Origin of the sequence: Peribacillus deserti (assembly GCF_002863585.1) — a bacterium.
GTDB classification, from domain to species: domain Bacteria; phylum Bacillota; class Bacilli; order Bacillales; family DSM-1321; genus Paraperibacillus; species Paraperibacillus deserti_A.
In genome coordinates, this window is record NZ_PGUY01000061.1 from 15645 (window position 1) to 34625 (window position 18981).

General features: G+C 39.8%; 14 protein-coding genes, 2 pseudogenes and 1 riboswitch. Of the genes and pseudogenes, 7 read left to right on the forward strand and 9 right to left on the reverse strand.

What is annotated here, in order from left to right; translation table 11 throughout:
• Nucleotides 1-79 precede the first annotated feature (79 nt).
• From fdhD to CUU66_RS18545, 5 genes and pseudogenes are all read left to right on the forward strand, one after another.
• On the forward strand, nt 80-880 hold the full coding sequence (fdhD, locus tag CUU66_RS18525; protein WP_101644894.1) for a formate dehydrogenase accessory sulfurtransferase FdhD: 801 nt from the start codon (nt 80-82) through the stop codon (nt 878-880).
• A 78-nt stretch (nt 881-958) separates the two neighbouring features.
• Nucleotides 959-1315, forward strand: coding sequence for an STAS/SEC14 domain-containing protein (locus CUU66_RS18530; RefSeq protein ID WP_101644895.1), 357 nt, complete (start codon nt 959-961; stop codon nt 1313-1315).
• A gap of 1267 nt (nt 1316-2582) precedes the next feature.
• Nucleotides 2583-4241, forward strand: a complete 1659-nt coding sequence (locus CUU66_RS18535; RefSeq protein ID WP_101644896.1) for a peptide ABC transporter substrate-binding protein — start codon at nt 2583-2585, stop codon at nt 4239-4241.
• Nucleotides 4242-4309: 68 nt separating this feature from the next.
• Nucleotides 4310-5250: pseudogene (locus tag CUU66_RS18540) on the forward strand (ABC transporter permease).
• Nucleotides 5251-5505: 255 nt separating this feature from the next.
• Nucleotides 5506-6354, forward strand: a complete 849-nt coding sequence (locus CUU66_RS18545) for an alpha/beta fold hydrolase (RefSeq protein ID WP_101644897.1) — start codon at nt 5506-5508, stop codon at nt 6352-6354.
• A gap of 556 nt (nt 6355-6910) precedes the next feature.
• Here the strand turns inward: CUU66_RS18545 and CUU66_RS18550 are convergent.
• From CUU66_RS18550 to CUU66_RS18585, 8 genes are all read right to left on the reverse strand, one after another.
• Nucleotides 6911-8443, reverse strand: a complete 1533-nt coding sequence (locus CUU66_RS18550) for a flotillin family protein (protein ID WP_101644898.1) — start codon at nt 8441-8443, stop codon at nt 6911-6913.
• Between the two features lie 12 nt (nt 8444-8455).
• The gene (locus CUU66_RS18555; protein WP_101644899.1) at nt 8456-8983 is read right to left on the reverse strand and encodes an NfeD family protein; all 528 of its coding nucleotides are present in this window, start codon (nt 8981-8983) and stop codon (nt 8456-8458) included.
• Nucleotides 8984-9167: 184 nt separating this feature from the next.
• Nucleotides 9168-9821 carry a thiamine phosphate synthase gene (gene thiE, locus CUU66_RS18560; protein WP_101644900.1) on the reverse strand — a complete coding sequence of 218 codons (654 nt, stop codon included), beginning with the start codon at nt 9819-9821 and terminating at the stop codon, nt 9168-9170.
• Nucleotides 9818-10624 carry a bifunctional hydroxymethylpyrimidine kinase/phosphomethylpyrimidine kinase gene (gene thiD, locus CUU66_RS18565; protein ID WP_101644901.1) on the reverse strand — a complete coding sequence of 269 codons (807 nt, stop codon included), beginning with the start codon at nt 10622-10624 and terminating at the stop codon, nt 9818-9820. The genes thiE and thiD overlap by 4 nt, the downstream gene beginning before the upstream one ends.
• A gap of 20 nt (nt 10625-10644) precedes the next feature.
• Complete coding sequence (gene thiM, locus CUU66_RS18570; RefSeq protein WP_101644902.1) at nt 10645-11451, reverse strand: hydroxyethylthiazole kinase; 807 nt, start codon at nt 11449-11451, stop codon at nt 10645-10647.
• 23 nt (nt 11452-11474) lie between these two features.
• Entirely contained in the window at nt 11475-12236 is a 762-nt protein-coding gene (locus CUU66_RS18575) for a 3-oxoacyl-ACP reductase (RefSeq protein WP_101644903.1), read from the reverse strand.
• A 235-nt stretch (nt 12237-12471) separates the two neighbouring features.
• A riboswitch (TPP riboswitch) is annotated at nt 12472-12580 on the reverse strand.
• Between the two features lie 71 nt (nt 12581-12651).
• Nucleotides 12652-13494: an MBL fold metallo-hydrolase gene (locus tag CUU66_RS18580; RefSeq protein WP_101644904.1), complete on the reverse strand. Its 843-nt coding sequence runs from the start codon at nt 13492-13494 to the stop codon at nt 12652-12654.
• Between the two features lie 231 nt (nt 13495-13725).
• On the reverse strand, nt 13726-14907 hold the full coding sequence (locus CUU66_RS18585) for an MFS transporter (protein ID WP_101644905.1): 1182 nt from the start codon (nt 14905-14907) through the stop codon (nt 13726-13728).
• A 1030-nt stretch (nt 14908-15937) separates the two neighbouring features.
• Here CUU66_RS18585 and CUU66_RS18590 point away from each other — a divergent pair.
• Together CUU66_RS18590 and CUU66_RS18595 are read left to right on the forward strand one after the other, a co-directional pair.
• Nucleotides 15938-16240, forward strand: coding sequence for a GNAT family N-acetyltransferase (locus CUU66_RS18590; protein ID WP_101644906.1), 303 nt, complete (start codon nt 15938-15940; stop codon nt 16238-16240).
• A 251-nt stretch (nt 16241-16491) separates the two neighbouring features.
• Nucleotides 16492-17139: pseudogene (locus CUU66_RS18595) on the forward strand (IS1595 family transposase); the annotation flags it as partial.
• Nucleotides 17140-17292: 153 nt separating this feature from the next.
• On the opposite strand, the gene CUU66_RS25040 reads toward CUU66_RS18595, so the two are convergent.
• Nucleotides 17293-18834 (reverse strand): hypothetical protein, encoded by a 1542-nt coding sequence (locus tag CUU66_RS25040; RefSeq protein ID WP_257968064.1) that lies wholly within the window; start codon nt 18832-18834, stop codon nt 17293-17295.
• Nucleotides 18835-18981 lie beyond the last annotated feature (147 nt).

Genomic DNA, 18981 nt, shown 5'->3' on the forward strand with positions numbered 1-18981 from the left:
CAAACCATTGATAATAGAATTATTGAAAAATGGAAATAAAGTAAAATAAATGCGCGAGATGAAAAGGGGGATGGCAGTCTTGAAACCAGTAGAGGTCAAAAGAAAGATCATGAAGCACCATAACGGCCGCATTCAGGTTTTAGAGGATACGATTGTGTCCGAATACACAGTCACCGTCAAAATAAATGGGCAGGAATTCGTAACGATGGTGTGCACGCCCCAATACATAGAAGACATGGTAATCGGTTATATGGCTTCAGAAGGTGTGATCAAAGAATACAGCGATATTGAGGAAATCTGGGTCCAGGAAAAAGAAGGCTTCGTACATGTGAAAACTTCTAAAATCAACCCGTATTATCAGGATTTTTCAGGCAAAAGGTATATTACCTCCTGCTGCGGAATGAGCAGACAGGGATTTGTTTTTGTAAATGATGCGCTCACCGCGAAAAAAATGAAAGATGCAACGGCAGAGCTTCAGGTTGAGGACTGTTTCCGGCTGATGTCTGATATGCAGAATGAGGCAGATACCTTCAAAAATACAGGCGGTGTCCATAATGCAGCACTGTGTGACGTAAATGGCATTATTTTAAGCCGAATGGATATCGGAAGGCACAATGCATTAGATAAAATATATGGCCACTGCCTTAAAAACCAAATAACAATTAAAGATAAAATCATTGTTTTCAGCGGTAGGATATCTTCAGAGATTCTGTTGAAAGTAGCTAAAATAGGCTGCGGAATTGTCTTATCCAAATCCGCACCAACTGAATTGGCGCTCGAGCTTGCAGATCATCTGGAAATCACCACAGTTGGTTTTATCAGAAATAATTCACTCAACATCTATACGCACCCTGAACGAATCAAAAACCTCCAAATGTGATTGCGTTTTTGCAGAGAGAAATAGGGGTAATTTCAATTAAACAGCTTTCAAATAACCATCATTCAAGGAGGCGGGAGGATGCTTACATTTCTCCAAAGTAAAGATGAATTCACGATTGCAGTAGAATTCGACGGGAAAGCAACGGAGGAAGATGCAAAAAAACTGGATCAATTTGTGGAGCAGCGATATAGTGAGCAAACTCATTTTAATATATTGGCTGTGATGCACGGAGTAGAAGGATCAACCCTTCGAGGCTTGGTACATGGACTTAAATTTGATGCGAAGCGCTGGAAACAATTCAACAAATTCGCTGTCATAAGTGAAAAAAATTGGCTGAAGAACGCAGCGGAACTGGGAAATATCCTCCCAGGAATTAAATCCGAGCATTTTAATAAAAACCAGATTGAAGAAGCATGGGATTGGGTCATGAAATAAGGTTACTGCCCCCACTGGAAATAATAGCGGACAGGGGTGTCCAGCTATTTTTCTTTTCAGGAACTAAATGGTGAGTGATTCATAAGTTTACATATGTAGAAAAAATAAGGAACTGCCTTGACCGTAATCCCTTCCTTCCACTTAATGGGGGGACTAACGCTTTAATCAAGTTGTGTCTGTCTTTTCAATGATAAAGGACGTTTTCAAGCCGGTGGATACAAATTTTGTCCTTCATCGCCCTGATGAAGGACAACTTTCATGAACTCATTAATTGATTTCGTCCTTCATTGACTTTATGAAGGACGTTTTAAGGCCGCCGGATACAAATTATGTCTTTCATCACCCGGATGAAGGACATTTTCATGAAGTCATTAATTGATTGCGTCCTTCATTGCCTTTATGAAGGACGTTTTAAGGCCGCCGGATACAAATTATGTCCTTCATCACCCGGATGAAGGACATTTTCATGAAGTTATTAATTGATTTCGTCTTTCATTGCCTTTATGAAGGACGTTTTAAGGCCGCCGGATACAAGTTTTGGCCTTCATCGCACAGTTGAAGGACATTATCACGAACGCATTCACCTGATTTTGTCTTACATCAGCTTTTTAAATGTGTTTTCACTGCCTTGGGTAGGTTTGTCCTTTATAACAGAAAGAAAGTAGAGATAACGCGAACTCATTTTCTAATCTTTATCCTTTTTCGCCCTTAAAGACCTTGCCCAGATAGTCAATACATTACTGAAGGGTGGTTCTATCTTCCGTTATCCATATTGTCGCTGAAAATTTCTGCCGTTATAAGAGAATTCCTTGGCTGCTACAAAACATAACAGTTTAATAGGTTGACAATTAGTCAGAACCGCAGTTATTTCCCAACATTTTTTCAAAAAGGTTCACATACTCTTCTGTCGACACACACCTCGATAAGTAAAATTGAGATATACCGGCTAATTCCGTTCAAACTCTCTTTTAGGGAGCCACGTTTAAGAAACTCTCCGCTCTTATATTTTGTAGCTTTATTCGTTTAGTCGAGAGTAAAACGTAAGTCTATTCTCCTGATTTATTACTAGAGTTTGTTCTTGGTATAGGCCAGAGGATGCGTGTAGTTTTGATAATTTACCCAAAAAGTTTTTATTGAAAAATCCACTAATGACAAGCCTTCTGTAATTGTTCTGTAAAAAGATTGTAAAAAATGTATTGATTAATCTATAAATACATATATAATAAAGACTAAATCTTCAGATTATTCAAAAAGGGGGCATTTGTGAATGAGAAAAAAGTTTTCGTTTCTCTTAGTTTTAGTACTTGCTTTAAGCACGTTTCTTGCAGCGTGTAGCGGAAAAGACACCTCATCAACTACGCCAAAGGATGAAAAAGACGGTGATAAACCGGCAGCTGAGGCTAAAGAGCAGGTGTTGAACCTGATTGCAGGTTCCGAGATTCCATCTATGGATTCAACTCTTGCGACTGACTCTGTATCTTTCAATGTTATGAACAATGTTTACGAGGGTCTATACCGCTTAGACCAGAAAAATGAGCCGACACTTGGTATGGCAGCTGAAGAGCCTCAAGTAAGTGCTGATGGAAAGACGTACACTTTTAAACTTCGTGATGCAAAATGGTCTAATGGAGACTCTGTTACAGCACAAGATTTTGTTTTTTCGTGGAGACGTGCTGTAGATCCTGCTACAGCAGCTGAGTATGCTTACATGCTTTATGATGTGAAAGGTGCAGAAGAAATCAACTCTGGCAAGGCTAAACCTGACACTCTAGGAATTAAGGCAATTGATGATAAAACACTTGAAATCACTTTGAAAAACAATATTCCTTATTTTAAATCCTTACTATCATTTGCGACTTTCTTCCCTGAAAATGAAAAATTCGTTAAAGAACAGGGTAAAAACTATGCTCTAGAAGCAAACACTGCAGTTTACAATGGTCCTTTCACTTTAAGCGAATGGAAACATGAACAAAGCTTCCAGCTTAAGAAAAACCCTACATATTGGGATAGTGCAGCTGTAAAGCTTGAAACAATCAACTTCAATATTGTTAAAGACACAGCAACTGGTGTTAACCTTTACGAAACGAAAAAAGCTGACCGTGTCGGTCTGACTGCTGAATTTGTTGATAAATACAAGGCTGATCCAAACTTTGGAACTTCAGAAGATACTGCAGTTTACTTCCTTCGATTAAATGAAAAGAACAAAGTACTTGCAAACAGAGATGCACGTAAAGCCTTTGACATGGCTTGGGATAAACAGGCATTTGTCGATGTAATCCTTAACAACGGATCTAAGCCGGCTAATTACCTTGTTCCTGGCAGCTTCACATCAGGTCCGGACGGTAAAGACTTCCGTGAAACAAATGGAGATCTTTCTAAATACGATGTTGAAGAAGCTAAAAAGCTTTGGGCAAAAGCTAAAAAAGATGCTGGATTCGACAAAGTTACTCTAGAAATGCTTAACTATGACGATGACAGCTCCGCAAAAATTGGTCAGTACATTAAGGAACAACTAGAAACAAATCTAGAAGGCTTAACCATTACACTTAAGCCACAGCCATTTAAGCAAAAACTTGATCTTGAATCTAAAGGTAATTATGACTTCTCATTCGCTGGATGGGGTCCTGACTACCAAGATCCAATGACTTTCATCGATATGTTCGTAACAGATGGAGCTCACAACCAAATGGGCTACTCTAACCCTAAATATGACAAGCTGGTTGCTGATGCTAAAGGTCCGCTTCTTTCAGACCTTGATGCTCGCTGGAAAGCTCTATTAGATGCCGAAAAGATCCTAATGGATGATGCTGCAATCTCTCCTATGTACCAAAGAGGTGTTGCATTCCTTCAACGTGAATATGTAAAAGGAATTGTTGAACATCCATTCGGTGGAGATTTCGGTTACAAGTGGGCTCATATCGAGTAATGACCGGAAGTTAAATGAAAATAGAAAGAGTATGTGTATATCACATACTCTTTCTATTTGTTAAAATAATGCGTGTGTCATCGGGGGTCAATGAACTGATAAGATACACATTGCAGCGGATACTGTATATGCTAATCACTTTATTTATTATTGCCTGAAAAATCAGGATAGACTGACACCTGAGCAGGTAACGATCATCAATGCAAAATATGGCCTAAATGATCCGCTTCCAGTTCAATATGAACCTATCAAATTTAGCAAAGGGTGATCTGGGTCTGTCATTCCAGTATGATAACAGGTCGGTTTCTCTGCTGATATCTGATAGGATAGGACCTTCCGCACAGCTGGGGCTTCAGGCGCTGATTCTGTGTTCTGCAGTTGGATTACTTCTTGGTATTATTGCTGCCGTCAAACATAATACAATCTAGGATTACGGATCTACTTTTCTAGCGGTACTTGGTATTTCGATACCAGCTTTTGTATTTGCTGGCTTTTTGCAGTATATTCTTGGAGTTAAGCTCCATCTGCTGCCAGTTGCTTTATGGGAAGGCTTTAGCTATACCATTATGCCGACAATAGCCCTTTACGGTTTTGTAATTGCCAGCATTTCCCGTTTTATGAGAACAGAGCTGCTGGAAGTATTAGGGTCTGATTATATTTTACTTGCTAAAGCAAAAGGGATTAATGGAAACAACATTATCCTAAAACACGCTATAAGGAATGCCTTAATCCCCGTTATTACGATAATTGGTCCACTCGCAGTCAATACAATGACTGGTTCCTTAGTAATTGAAAGGATATTTGGTATTCCAGGTTTGGGAGAACAATTCCTACGCTCTATTAATATGAACGACTACACGGAGATAATGGGGACCACAATTTTTTATAGTGCACTTTTTGTTTTTATTACTTTTATTGTCGATGTGCTATATGGGTAGTTGATCCGAGGATCCGTCTAGCTGCAAATAGGGGTTGCCTTAGTACGTTGTTTAAAAGACCAGACTGCTGATTATCTCCATACCATATACACCGGTCGAAGCTCTATAGAAATTTTATAAAAATTCCCCTAGAATCTTTAAGCTAGGGATTTTCTTATTTTAGTAGAAGGGTTGTTGAGCGATATAGTACAGTTGTTAGGATGTAGTCGCTTTCTATATACATTGACAAGTAAACAGGGACAATGAAAATGAAAAGTCTAGGAGGCAAGCTGGAACCAAAAAGTATATCTTATTTACGAAGACGAGCAGGAGGTTGAGGCATACATATGGTTAATAATTGGGAAACGAGAATGGTTGATACAGACAGGGGAATCTTTGAAGTTTTCTTCAAAGGTGAGGGGCCGCCGCTATGTGTGACTCATACCTATTCTGAATTTAATGCAACTGGAGATTTATTTGCAGATACGTTTACTAAAAAAAATCAGGTCTTCCTGGTAAACCTAAGGGAAGCAGGAAGATCAGCGAAAGTGATAGAACCATACCAGCTGAGTATGATCGAAACAGTATTTGATCTGGAGGCGGTGAGAGAAGCACTAGGCTTTACTTCCTGGCATTTTGCCGGCCATTCTACGGGAGGGATGATTGGTCTGTTATATGGAGTATGGTCATCAGCCTCTTTAGATTCGCTCATAGTTGTAGGGACGGCGGCGAGGGAATATTCCAATTCATCATCGAAGTGTATTTATCATCGGAACCATCCAAAATATACAAAAATGCAGGAGTTAATTGAACGTCTGAAGCTTACCGGTCTTTCGAATGAAGAACGCAGCTCCATTACCCGCGAAAGAAACTGTTTATCCTTGTATCAACCAGAGAACTATGACCTATATTTTAATACTCAAGTTCGTAAAAAAATGGCCGCTTCACGAATGGATTATTTTAATAGAGAACTAGTTATTTATGACATAACTAAAAAACTGCATAGAATAACTGTTAAAACACTTATACTATGTGGCAAGCACGATGTCCAATGCCCGCTTCCTTTTTCTGAGGAAATACAATTACTAATTCCGGGGTCCATACTTAAAGTCTTTGAAGAGAGTAACCATTACCCCTTCCTGGAAGAAGCAGAGTTATTCCGTAAAGAAATTAACAGTTTTTTAAGCACCATTTAATTCCCTAATAAGGTACTAAATAGGTGTCAGATTAAACGCTTTTTACATCAAAAAAGCGAAGTGAGTTTATGGAAACAAAGCAGCGGAGTTGAAACGGGGATTCTATAATTACAAATTATCGGCCCCAGGCTGATCAAAAAGGATAAAATTTCAGAATCGAACATAAGACAAGAAAATCGAGCAGAAGACAAAAAATCGTGCTTAAACGAAAATAGCCGAGCATATAATCAAAAAATCGTGCTTAAACGAAAATAATCGAGCATATAATCAAAAAATCGTGCTTAAATGAAAAAATCTAGTAAAAGCCTTAAAGGGAACAAGGAAGCGGCGGATGCAAAGTGCGGAAATAGAGAAAGCATCCCATTCGAAAGAAACTGTCTTTCCTAGAATAAACTAGAAACCTTTGATCTATATACTATTCCAGAGTTCATAAAAAACTGGCAGCAGCACAAATGGATTATTTTATTAGGGAACTCGGTTCTTGTCTCCAAACATACCAACTGCAGTAACAGTATGACCAATGGCAAAAGCGCCCCAGCGAGAGGCGCTTTTCTTATTACTTTTCTTCATTAAGGGGCACTTCAGTTATAGATGAGCGGGTATTAGCCAGATTGTCTATGCTGGCGCGGATATTGCCTTTTCCAGAAAGGTTTTCCAGGAGTTCCCGGACATCCAGCCCAGAGGAGGCTTTCAGCGATTCCTGCATGGTTGACATGAGATTCGTGGCGTAGGATGTTATTTTGTTGGCACCTCCGCTGGATGAATCACTGCCCGTGTCGACCACAGTGATTTTATCGATATTAGCAAGGGGGCTGGCGACTTCTTTAGCATATTGAGGAAGCATTTTGAGAACCATGTCGAGAACTGCCGCCTGGCCGAATTGTTCGAAGGCTTCAGCTATTTTTCGCTTAGCTTCTGCTTCAGCTAATCCCTTAAGACGGATTACTTCAGATTCTGCCTCACCTTTTGCTCGCTCCGCATCGGCTTTTGCGAGTCCATCTACACGGACCCTTTCTGCCTCTGCTTTTGCCATTGCTTCAACCCGGTATTTGTCTGCATCTGCTTCTGCCATTTGTTTGGATTTACTGGCAGCAGCCGCTTGCTCCACGGAATAACGGTCGGCATCGGCTTTCTTTTTAACTTCTGAATCGTATTGTCGTTCACGGCGGAGAATTTCTTTTTCTTCAAGCTCAATCTGCTTCTGCCGTTCTATGATCCGGACCTGCATTTCCTGCTCGGTGACTTCCTGTTTAGCGCGCGCGGTTTCCAGATCGTATGCCTGGTCAGCACGGGCTTTTGCGATGTCCTGTTCCCGACGGTACTCGGCTGTTTTTAATTTATTTATTTTTTCAGCTTCCGCAATTTCGGTAGCCCGTTCCAGTTCAGATCGTTTTGCATTTTTATCAGCCTCAGCGCGCTTGATACGCGTCTCTTTATCGGCTTCTGCCGTTGCTATATCTGCATCCCTTTTTACCTGGGCAATCCTTGGCTTACCTAATGATTCTAGGTAGCCATTCTTATCACGCACATCTTTAATCGTGAACGAGACGATGATCAGCCCCATTTTTGCGAGGTCCTGCGAGGCAACCCGCTGGACTTCCTGGGAGAATTTTTCACGGTTTTTATAAATTTCCTCAACTGTCATGGAGCCAAGGATTGAACGGAGATGTCCTTCCAATACTTCACGTGCTTCTCCTTCACGGTCTTCCTTTGTTTTTCCAAGAAATTGTTCGGCAGCTGTAGCTATTTCTCCTATGGAACCGCCGATCTTGATTATTGCCGTTCCATCCGCCATGACTGGAACGCCTTGTTCTGTATAAACCTCTGGAGTTGTGACTTCTAGTTTACTGGAAAGCAGGCTTAACGGTTTAGCCTGCTGGAAAATAGGAAGAATAAATGCTCCTCCGCCCCTGATAATTTTAATCCGGTTGCCTGCGTCATCCGTGTGTACGTTTTTTCCGCCTAAATAGCTGCCAGTTACAATCAGCGCTTCATCGGGACCGGCCGTACGGTATTTTTTGATAAAAACACCAATGATCGCTAATAGAATAAAAACGACTAAAGCTGCAACAATCCAAATGAAATCCATTCGTAGACCTCCTTAAAATAGTGGTTCGTATTCTTTTACTACTAAAACACCTTTCTCCACATCTATCACTAAAATTTGTGAACCTTCCTTTATGGGAGAATCATCATAGCTCCTCGCAGATTTGGCAATCAGTCCGCTGTAGCTGTCAAAGACTACTTCTCCATAACCATCCTGTGGGATGGTGAGGATAACCTTTCCTACACGTCCATTCAGCGACTCCTCTGTGTACACAAGGGACTCTTCGGCTCGAGAAAGCGGGATCAGAAGAAAAATATTAAGAAAAACCGTTATGAAGAATGAAATAATTGCGGCAGCACTGAGAATGAGGTAGCTGTCCCATGAAGTAATATTTTCCAATATGCAGCCTGCTGCGGACACAAAAGTTATAAATGATAATAAAAGAATGGGGTTCAGCCAGCCGAGGGCTTCGGCGGCCCCGTGGGCAAAATCTCCAAAGAGGAGGTAGAGCAGGGTGACAGCTCCTGTAATAATGAGAGTATATAGATAAATAGTTTCTATGGGTATCCCGAATACCTCCATGAAATATCAATCCCCCTGTTTCGTTGTCTTACTAAATGTACGAAGTAAATTCATAAAAGTTTCATAAAATTGAAAATAATGTAAAATTATTTAATGTAGTTAAATGTAAGCCAGATACTGCTTGGGAAAGAGGAGGGGAGGGACCGCAAAAAAAATGCCAGGCGGGGACCCTGGCATTTAATATTCATCTGTCATGATCCTGTGTTTGTTTTGATAACTCTGCAGCTGCCTTAAAGGCGGATTCTGCATGGCTGATGGCAGTAATGACCGAAACTCCATCTGCACCGGCTTCCATCACCATACTGGCATTTTCTTGATTAATGCCGCCTATTCCTACAATAGGGGTTTGTATTCCTTTATTTCGGAGCTCCCTGATGAAGCTCAAGCCTTGTACCGGCTTTGCATCTTTTTTTGTAGAAGTAGGGAATATGGGACCCAAACCGAAATAATCAGCACCTGCTGCCTTAGCAGCCATTGCTTCTGCCCAGGTATGGACAGAAACTCCCAAAATTTTATCTCCGATTCGTTTTCTGACTGATAACACATGTTCATCCTCCTGGCCAATATGTACACCATCCGCATCAATGGCAAGGGCCAAATCAATATCGTCGTTTACGATAAATGGAATATCATGTTCCCGGCATATTCTTTGGAGCTCTTTAGCAAGGGCATATTTATTTCCGTCTAGCAGGCAGCCTTCACCTTTTTCACGAAATTGAAAAAGACTGATTCCCCCACGGATTGCTTCAGTCAGAACATGTGCAGGATTCTCAAAACAGTTATTGCTTCCCATAATAAAGTAGAGTTTTAACAATTCTTTTAGCTTGTTAGGATTCATGAGTATTGCTCCTGTTTCTTTTTATATGCCCAGTGATTTGTAGGGCCATGTCCTGCACCGATATCCAGGCTGTTCTCGATGGCAGCCTGGATAAAATCTTTTGCCTTGACAACAGCACTATAAGCAGGCATGCCCTTAGCAATTTCTGCTGTTATGGCTGCTGAAAATGTACATCCTGTACCATGTGTGTTTTTGGTCGAAATCCGTGGAGTTTGTATGAGTCGAAAGTGGCTGCCATCATAAAATAAATCAGTGGACTTATGAGGGTCCTCATCATGACCGCCTTTGATAACGACTTGTTTAACTCCTGTATCTAGAAGCCGTTTTGCAGCCTCTTTCTTATCATCGGAAGTACGGATTGTCATGCCTGTAAGTATTTCTGCTTCTGGAATGTTCGGTGTAAGGACAGTTGTTAACGGAAAAAGATCCTGTCTTAAGGCAGTGACAGCTTCCTGCTGAAGAAGGGAAGCACCGCCTTTTGCGATCATTACAGGGTCTAGAATTACGTTTTTCCAGTGGAAATGTTTTATTTGCTCAGCTGCTACTCGGATAATATCCGCATTGAAGAGCATCCCCAGCTTAACTGCATCAGTACCCATGTCATGTCCGATCGATTGGATCTGGTTTTCCACAGCTTGAGGAGTCATAGGGTAGATACCCTGGACCCCTAACGTATTTTGTGCGGTCACAGCTGTAATGGCACTCATCCCAAAAACCTCTAGCTCTTGAAATGTTTTTAGATCTGCTTGGATGCCTGCTCCGCCGCCGCTGTCGGAACCTGCAATCGTCAGTGCTTTTTTCATAGTTTATCGATCCTTTCTAATTAAGCTTCTTCTATTTTGCTGTATTGCTGTATGTCAGCAGGGGAGATATTATAAAGTTCATCAATAAATGCGGGCAGGAAGCTTCCGGGGCCGATTACTGAATGCTTCTTCATGGCTAGTTCAGCCGCAATTCCATATGTAGTCAAAGCAGAAAGGGAAGGAAGAAATAGATCTTGATGACCGGCAGAAAAAGCTCCAATTACCGAAGTCAGCAGGCAGCCAGTACCCGTCACTTTAGTCAGCATGGGGTGCCCATTTTTATTTAGATACGTGTTTTCACCATTCGATACAAAATCATCTTGCCCTGTTATCACAACAATCGTTTTTAGCTTATTTGCTGCTGATTTTGCTAAAAGAGAAATGTTTTTATCAGTGGAAACTGAATCCACACCTTTGATGCTCCATGATTCACCTGATACATTAGCAATTTCTGCGGCATTCCCGCGAATCACCGATACAGAGACTTCTTGTAAAATCCGCTTTGCTGTATCGGTTCTATATGCTGTCGCTCCAGCACCTACCGGGTCAAATATGACTGGGATTCCATGAGTGTTCGCAGATTTTCCGGCAAGAATCATGGCTTCCACTTGCCCGGGATGCAGAGTGCCGATATTTAAAACAAGAGCACCTGCAATACTTGCCATATCAGCCGCTTCGTCTGCTGCATCAGACATAACCGGGGATGCTCCAAGTGCCAATAAACCATTTGCTGTAAAATTCGTTACAACCGTATTGGTTATGTTGAACACCAGGGGATTTGTATTTCGTACTGAGTCTAACAAACTGCCAATCTTTTTCACTTCCATTTAATCCATACCTCCAATATGTTCTAGTTCTTTACTAATCCACCGTCAACAACCAAGTTTTGGCCCGTAACCGCGCGGCTCCAGGGTGATGCGAAGAAACAAATGGCATCTGCCACTTCTGATGGCTGGGTAACTTTTCGAAGCGGGGTAGAGGCTTCTATCAGCTGGAACACTTCCTGACTGGTTGCCGAACTTGCATCAGTAGCTTTCAATAGACCTCCTGAAACCATGTTGACCGTAATCCCGTACTGTCCTAATTCCTGAGCCATATTTCTTGTCATTCCTAATAAGGCAGCTTTGCTTGTCGTATAATCGTGATAAGGTACTACTGGATTCTGAAAGAGGTTGGTTCCTATGTTGATAATTCTTCCAAACTCCATTTCTTTCATATTAGGATTTCCAGCCTGTATGGTGTTTAAAGACCCTTTTACAGAACCTTCAAGCTGGGTCTGATAATCCTCCCAGCCAATTTGTGATGCATCTTTTTTTGCAGCTGGATCAAAGCGGAAGTTGACCAGGGCATTATTGACAATGGTGGTAATGGGCCTGCCAAAGTACTCATGTGCTTTACGAAATAGATCCTTCACCTGATTAACATCCCGGACATCTGCTTGCAGATCCACTGCGTTTTCCCCAATCTGTTCCTTTAGCTTCTCTGCCTTTTCTCTGCTGGAATAATAATTGATAACCACTTTCGCGCCTTCCCTAGCAAAAGCCTTTACCGTATCTCGTCCTAAACCTCTGCTTGCTCCTGTCACTAATACTACCTGGCTGCTAATTTCCATAAGTATCCTCCTCTAAATATAAGGCTCTTTTCTAAAAGATTGTTGTTTTTAATAAGTTTTGTTGCGTCACCCTATTGTTCAGTCAGGTCGATTGGCGCGGAAAGCGAGCATGCCTTACGCTCCAATCAACCTCATGTTCAATAGCAACAAAGTTTGAGAAACCAGCCAAATATAAAAAAGCCAGATCCAATCATGGACCTGGCTTCGCGGGCAGTATAAAGTAAAAACGTTCAAATTTTTACCTTTACTACTTTCCTACGCTGGTATCATCCAGATCAGGTCCGAAGGGTTAAAAAACCGAAGTTTTTCTCTCAGCCCATCCTTGGGCACCCCTAGTAGTGTGATGTATATGTAATTGCCCCTATAATATCTTTTATTTTGCAGTACGTAAAGGAATTTGTTTAAATCCATACCTTTAATCACTGTATCCGTTAACGAAATACTCTAACGTCTCCTGCTCATCTTCTGACAGGGGACGGCCAAATGCTTTCTGGATTTTTTCAAGGTTTCCACCGAATTCGAGTGTATAGTCTGCGGCGCTTCTTAAAAGTCGAGTTTCTTGGTTAAACTCATCCTTGGTAAGGGGTTCGGGAGAATGGGAAAGAATGAAGGTTTCTGCATCAAAGGTCTCTAATTTGTCTAATAATTGAAGAGTGGTTTCAACCGTGTATTTCCGATTTTTAGAGTAAATATCAGGATAAATACAGTCACCCAGGAATAATATTTTCTCCTCTTTGATATAGACGATCACAGAGTCTGGAGAATGGTCACCGCCAATATGCTGAAGAATGCAAGTGACGCCACCCAGATCTATTTCCAGTTGATGGATAAAAGTGATTTCAGGGATTGTAATGGATATGTTTCGGTTGTCTTTAAATTCAGCTTTGATAGCGTCTGCACAAAATTCAATTTCCAGTCCAGTTCTTACTCTTTCATCCAGAGCTTCATCGCTCCAAGAATAAGAAAGCAGCTTTTCTATAGCTTGCTTAGTTTTATAGGAGGAGATGGAAGGGAAATTCAGAGCTGATAAGCCAAAAATATGATCCCAGTGCCAGTGGGTTATCATAGCAAGGCGTGGGAGCGGGACTTCGTGTTTATGCAGCTCTTCTAAAAAGTAGGCAGCATGGGCTTCTGAATTACCGGAATCTATCATTAATGTATAGGTATCTCCAACAACTGCACCCAAAATGGGCCGGTCTGTTTCGGAAACAGGTGGAAGATACCAAAAGCGTTCGGTAAGTTTTTTTAAAGTATGCAAAAAATAACCTCCTATATTATTATCTCCCGTATTTTTACCAAAATAAATGTAGTATTTCGTATAGTTTAAGTTTAGCTTTAATGCAACTGCTTGCCAATCTTCTTTTAAAGATGACGGTTAATAGCCAGCGGCAAATATAGGGGGAATTGAAAGTTGGATGGTCCAAGCGAGCATACGGATTTGCTTTCACCTGGAATATAAAAAGTCCGGCTCCACATGGCCGGACTTTTGTTATACTGGTTTTGTCTGTTCCCGGTCAGGTACATCCTTGATAAAGAAGGAGATGACCAATAAAATAGCCAGGAAGATAATTGGAAGGTTAAATCCATCAGAAGGTCCGAATTTTTCAGAGACCGCACCAACGAGCCAGCCTGCAAAAGCTCCGCCTATGCCTGAAGCCACATAGACAAGGCCCAACGCTGAACCGCTGGTTTCTGAAATCTTTGTACCGATCGCAGTGGCAGTAGGGAATAAAACAGAAAAGAATAAACCGGCTGCTGCAAATAAATAGACCCATTCATTCGCAAAGAATTTACTGATGGTCACAGTTACTACAGCAAGCAGAGAAAAGAATAGCAAAGTCTTTTTTTCTCCAATTTTGTTGGCAATCCATCCGCCTCCAAGTCTTCCTATTGTGAATAAGAGTGAAAAGGCTGATAAGATGGCTGCCACTATAGTGCCTTTCTCAGAGCCAGTTGCCCCACCAAGTTCCAGGGTTTTTAAATAGCTTGGAAAGAAGTTCAAAAATGAAACTTCTGATGCTACATAAAAGACTAGAAAAATCATAATGAAAATGAACTGCATATTTTTTAACATTTCCTTAAATGAAGATAAACTTGCCCGCTCCGCCTTACCGGCAGGGACATCCGTGAACGCTATATAAATAATGAACGCAACTAATAAAATAGCTATACCAAGATAGAATACTCTCCAAGAAATACCTGAGGAAAACATCCATCTTAAAATGAGAGGAGTAGAGAACATACCTAGACCATAAACTCCCATTGTTATATTAAACATCATTCCTTGTTTATTAGGAAAAACGGCTGGAACAATAGCATTAGAGGCAACAGTCATAGAACCCAGCCCAAATCCAACAATTAAATAAAACCCTAGGAAAAATAAAATAGTCTGGGCAGACCCTGTCCCCACTAACCCGGCAGCCATAATCACTGTGCCGGCAATCGTCATGATCTTCAGACCTTTTTTATCTACAAGATACCCGCTGACTACACCAGCGATTGTAAATCCCCATTGAAAAATAAAAACAACCAGACCGAATTCATTCAGGTCCAAGCCGATATCCTTCTTAACCTCATCTAGAATAAGCCCTTTTGTACTGGACAATCCACCTAATAAAAACATGGTGAATGCCATAATAAATAAAGCGGATATATTACGTTTGTTTCTCATCTCTTTTCACGCTCTCCAATTCTTTATATAACTTTATCTATTACTATATTCCCCAAATTTCTGCTTCTGAACCTTTTCCCATTATCAACCAGAAATGGCCGTATTTCATTTGGTTAATAACAATTTTTTCTATTGCGAAATAGAAAGAATGCTGAGATTTGACATGAGGGGAGTATGATAAGGATAACCCAGGAAATGTAAACATAAGAGGAGTGTGATACGCAAAAACGGAGAATGCAGGCCTCAGAGGAGTGTGATACGCAAAAACGGAGAATGTAGGCATAAGGGGAGTGTGAGTGTGATACGCAAAAACGGTGGCCTAAGAGGAAAATTATACGAATACACCCTAGAATGTAAGCATAAAAGGGGTTTGATACGCATAAACCGGAGAATGTAATCATAAGAGGAGTTTGATACGCATAAAGCAGGAAACATAAGCATAGAATTTCACGGGATAAGCATAAATGTTGAAAACATAAGCGTAAAGTCGTTGAACGTAAGCATAAATCTTCAAAACATAAGCATAAAGTCATTGAACGTAAGCATAACGATGCAGCGGAACGAATAATTCTGATATTCTAGCAAGAAATCTCTTATAAAGGTCCTAAATCATCAGGCCGGAACACATAAATTTGATATGTAAGCGGCGAATCCTCTAATTTAGCCACTAAAATGTGTTTTTAGCTACATAAATGGCAGCCATGCTCTGCCAGGTTGTAAGACATCCAAGGTCCTCTAAAATAACTGACCCTTCTTTATAGAGCAGCCACCAGCAGCAATAGTAAAACATGTGAACAAGAAATTAGTAACAAACTGACAGCCTTTATACCAAAAAGGTAACCGGCATGAAAACCGAAATTAATCCAATAATAAGGTAACCAAACGTGCGGGTGTAGACTAGCTTATCCCATACGTACTCCTATCATATTAAAAATGCAGCAGCGATCATAAAAAATGTTTACAGCTAATTTAGTAAAGGGAATAAATGTGGCAGTAAACTTTAAATTAGAATACATTAGGAGATGGAAATATGTTGGATATTAAAAAAGGTGAACATGAATTTTATATCGAGAAGAACGGTGAGAAAGCTGCGTTTATTCAATGGGATTCTGAAGGTAAGGATAAAAATGGGACAAAAGCTATTTCAATATATCATACAGAAGTAGGCGAAAGTCTGAAAGGGCAGGGAGCAGGAAAAGCATTGGTTGAGAAGGTAGTGAATTATGCAAGGGAAGAGAAGCTGAGTGTGGGCGCAACCTGCTCTTTCGCTCAGAAAGTGCTGCAGGAAACGAGTGAGTTTCAGGATGTGCTGAGCGAACAACCGAAGCACTGAAATTCCGCCCCTAAAAAACAAAATACTACTTTAGTAAAAAGGGGATGTAATGTTATATTTAGGTTAGATAAGTGAAACAGTTGATATTAAAAGGACCACACATTTTAGATATGTCTAATATGTGTGGTCTATTTTATAAGGCTATGTTAAAGTTAATGGTTGATTTTCAATAATACGTCCTCTTTTGTAGTATCCTGACTATTGACTATATACATTACAAAAGAGACAATTTATATGACTTTAACGAACTAACCGCTTTTTACTGGAGGCATAAAGTGCTGTCTGCTTTTGCAAAAGAAAGTATCGGTATATTTGAAGGACTAGTAGAAGTAGATGAAACATACTTCTTAGAAAGCCATAAAGGACGAAGAGTTATTCCGAATCGTAAACCCTAGAAAACGTGGTGGTTCTGCTTCCAAAAGAGGTATTTCCAATGAACAAGTTTGTGTATTAGTTGCTAGAGACCGAAACAAAACAACCCTTTCAAAACGGGTCGGTTCAGGTAGAATTCTAATGGAGCAAATTGATGATACCCTTACATCGCATTTTAAGAATGATACGGTGCTTATTTCCGATGCCCACAATTCTTACAAATCTTACACATCTACTAACGATGTGGGGCACGTCATCATAAACGGAAGTAAGAAAGAATATGTAAAGAAAGGCATCTACCACCTCAATAATATTAATAATTACCATTCCCGTTTAAAGAAATGGATAAGTCGGTTTAATGGTGTTTCTACGAAGTATTTACAACTTTATTTAGTGTGGTTTCAATTCCTCGACAATAGGAAAATGGAAAGCGATTTAAGCAAGAAAAAACAAATGCTTTCTTGGCAAGTGTTCATGGAACATGGGAAACGGCAGACAAGTTAAGGCTGAGAGATTCTGCATTCTAAAAAAGTGCATATAAAAATGAGCAAGGAAAATGTATCTCCAAGCTCATTGCATTTTGATATCCATTTTTTACTAAAGCAACCGATAGTGTAAGTACAATCCTTCTCAAACTTGTTTTCATTTTGAAGGAACGCCTCTGTCGTATAAAACTATATTTAATCGAACTTTCGACATTGTTTTTGACTCTCTTCTTGCGAAATATGTTTCTTAATTTTTACATTTGTCACTTTTAACCCTTCTAGGTTAGAATCCCTTACAGAAAAAGTAAGTTTATCATAATCTCCACCGTGATGTCCTGAATAGCTTAAAGCACTTGCAAAAATAAGATGTCTCCTTGAGTCCCCATCAATGGGTTCAATTTGGATTTTTGGACACATAAAAAAGTCCGAATAAGATGGACCCAAAATATATAAATAACGTGTAAACAATGCTTCTTCAAGCAATTCTTCTTTAGTAGGTCCATTCAATTCTTTTCTCCACCCAACTACGAGCCAATCATATAGGGATTGGGACTTTATTTGCACTTTATGGCTATTCTCCGAAATGATTAATTCCCCATCTTTAGCTGTACAGGTTTTGCGTTTGTTTTCAAGTACACACTTATAAGCAGGTTCAATAGTAATCACTTCATCATTTACCGTTTTTAATGTCAATTTATTGGATGGTTTCTCTAAAGATACCTCAGTTGTTCCATTCACTCGGCTAGAGTTATTAAGCCAGTGTACCACTTTTCTGAGTACACGTTCTTGAAACCCATCGTTGATACTGAATATACGCTGTTGCCCAGAATCATTTTCAATTTTTATGTTTTGAACCTCATAATACTTTAATGAGTGCGTCATTAATAGTTCCAAAAAAGGTACCTGTTGGTTCTCCAGCTTATCACTTAATTTTTCAAAGTTTTCAACTGCATCAGGTAATGATAATTGCTTTGCTAATGTAGTTCCTTTCTGTATAGAATCCCTAGCTTTTGCAAATAAATTTGCCTTTATTTGAGCATCCGCAAGTGTATACCAATAGAACCACGCATCCATTTTTGATATTTTATCTTTATAAAATTTTTCAATTACAGGATAGTAACTAGAGTATAGTTCTTCATCTAGAACTAATTTTTCTCCATTCCATTTTAGAACATCTACAAAATAGGTATCTGTAATGTATCTTTGCCAAACAGCTATACCAACTTTCTTATTACTTAATAGCTCCATCATATGATACGGAACTTCTGCTATCATCTTTAAAGAGTTATTATTCCATTTAAAAATCTCTAGTTTATTCCCTCCTGAAGCACCGACTGTGACACCAAAGAGATACTCTTTAATACCATCACCAGTAATATCAGCAACACCTGAATAATCTAATCCTACCCCCTGGGTTTGTGTCTCCCAAGTCTTTTCCCATCTTTCATTTTCTTTTCTTAATACTATTACGCCATATTGTGAAGGATTTGGTTGTACTTTTGCCTTTATTTCAAAAGTAATAATAATCTCTTCTAGTCCATCTTGGTTAAAGTCATAAAACTGATATGGTTTAGTCGATTTAGGTTCTTTAGGACTTACCAGTATTGAGTTTGGTGGTACAAACTCATTGATAATTTCCATTAGGTCTTTATTTAATTTTTCTTCAGCGTGAGTAAAAATTGGTGGAAGATTTAAAATGACTGTTGCCAATATGGTAAATGATAAAATCTTTTTCATCAATAATCCCCTTTATTTGGCTAATATTAGAGATTATTGTTTCCTGATTTTACCCTGAATATTAGTAACCTTTGTTCAACTAAACTCCCTCAATAAACAAAGTGAAAACTCACGTTTTCTCCAGTATTCTCAGTATTTTATAGAATG

What these genes read in the sequence shown, in the direction of transcription:
- CUU66_RS18535 (WP_101644896.1), top strand. Translation starts at nt 2,583, where the DNA reads ATGAGAAAAAAGTTTTCGTTTCTCTTAGTTTTAGTACTTGCTTTAAGC.
- CUU66_RS18545 (WP_101644897.1), top strand. Translation starts at nt 5,506, where the DNA reads ATGGTTAATAATTGGGAAACGAGAATGGTTGATACAGACAGGGGAATC.
- thiE (WP_101644900.1), bottom strand. Translation starts at nt 9,821, where the DNA reads ATGAATCCTAACAAGCTAAAAGAATTGTTAAAACTCTACTTTATTATG.
- thiD (WP_101644901.1), bottom strand. Translation starts at nt 10,624, where the DNA reads ATGAAAAAAGCACTGACGATTGCAGGTTCCGACAGCGGCGGCGGAGCA.
- thiM (WP_101644902.1), bottom strand. Translation starts at nt 11,451, where the DNA reads ATGGAAGTGAAAAAGATTGGCAGTTTGTTAGACTCAGTACGAAATACA.
- CUU66_RS18585 (WP_101644905.1), bottom strand. Translation starts at nt 14,907, where the DNA reads ATGAGAAACAAACGTAATATATCCGCTTTATTTATTATGGCATTCACC.
- CUU66_RS18590 (WP_101644906.1), top strand. Translation starts at nt 15,938, where the DNA reads ATGTTGGATATTAAAAAAGGTGAACATGAATTTTATATCGAGAAGAAC.
- CUU66_RS18530 (WP_101644895.1), top strand. Translation starts at nt 959, where the DNA reads ATGCTTACATTTCTCCAAAGTAAAGATGAATTCACGATTGCAGTAGAA.
- CUU66_RS18550 (WP_101644898.1), bottom strand. Translation starts at nt 8,443, where the DNA reads ATGGATTTCATTTGGATTGTTGCAGCTTTAGTCGTTTTTATTCTATTA.
- CUU66_RS18555 (WP_101644899.1), bottom strand. Translation starts at nt 8,983, where the DNA reads ATGGAGGTATTCGGGATACCCATAGAAACTATTTATCTATATACTCTC.
- CUU66_RS25040 (WP_257968064.1), bottom strand. Translation starts at nt 18,834, where the DNA reads ATGAAAAAGATTTTATCATTTACCATATTGGCAACAGTCATTTTAAAT.
- CUU66_RS18575 (WP_101644903.1), bottom strand. Translation starts at nt 12,236, where the DNA reads ATGGAAATTAGCAGCCAGGTAGTATTAGTGACAGGAGCAAGCAGAGGT.